We start from the raw sequence: 872 nt of genomic DNA on the forward strand, positions 1-872 counted from the left end.
CGAAGATTCTGCGCTCGGCCTCGGCTACTTGGCCTCGAAGGTTCTCAAGTTCGGAAACTTGAGAAGCGAGCGCATCAAGGCGTTGGCGCAGAGCAAAATGACGATCATCCAGTCGCGCACGATTATCCATTGCGCGCCCCTTTCTTATTATAATGCCCCAGAAGGTCTCCGTTGGACCAGGCCTCATAGACTAGGAAAACTCGGCAATTTAGTCTGTCCGGCGTTCGACATTGGCTGTACTTTTAAAGCTCGACTATTCACCAAGCTGGCGGATCACCTGAGCGTGTGCGGCGATCGGTTCTCATGGATCGCCGGGTACTGGCCTGCTTCCGAGCGCGGTGGCCTAGTTTGATTTTGGGAGAGGGCCTGATTTGCTCGGTTGGAACGAGCGCCAAAAAAATGGCCCCAGCTCCGGGGGCAATGGGGTGGTGGAGCTGGGGCCGACGGGGTCGCCCTAGGGGGAGGGCATCGGGAAAACTTGGTAGTCGGCAAAGCGTTCCCTGCCTGTCGTTTGGGAACGACAACCTGACTGCCTGAGTTTATATGCGGGGCGAACATGGAGACACCCATGTTGACGCTGGTGGTACTAGCTGGAACCGTGTTGATGATGATCGTCATCACTCTCGGTCTCTTTAAAGCCGCCGGGCTGAAGCGAGTGGAGGATTTTATCCCCGCGCCCGAGAAGACGAATGAATGGGACCGTCTCCGCGAGAAGTAAGATCGCGTCAGTTGGCGGCCTCTCTCCATTAGCGCGGTCGGTGCTCGGCGCAAGTGGGCCGGCAGTAGGCCACATCCATTGCCGCGCGCAATTCCGGCCGGAACGATCCGACAGCAGCGTGATTGCACCTCCTGAGTAGGAGTTGCGTATGCGT

Annotated in this window: 2 protein-coding genes; both read left to right on the plus strand. The window is 57.7% G+C overall.

Features of this window, described 5'->3' with window-relative positions; translation table 11 throughout:
* Positions 1-352: hypothetical protein (locus IVA82_RS43295; RefSeq protein ID WP_247493904.1), on the plus strand; the 352-nt coding region annotated here is incomplete at its 5' end.
* Positions 353-568: 216 nt separating this feature from the next.
* The gene (locus tag IVA82_RS43300; RefSeq protein WP_247493905.1) at positions 569-718 is read left to right on the plus strand and encodes a hypothetical protein; all 150 of its coding nucleotides are present in this window, start codon (positions 569-571) and stop codon (positions 716-718) included.
* The last annotated feature ends 154 nt before the right edge of the window (positions 719-872 follow it).

The organism is Bradyrhizobium sp. 142, from assembly GCF_023074015.1.
Classification (GTDB): domain Bacteria; phylum Pseudomonadota; class Alphaproteobacteria; order Rhizobiales; family Xanthobacteraceae; genus Bradyrhizobium.

Coding starts and splice junctions, on each gene's coding strand:
- IVA82_RS43300 (WP_247493905.1), top strand. CDS start 569: ATGTTGACGCTGGTGGTACTAGCTGGAACCGTGTTGATGATGATCGTC.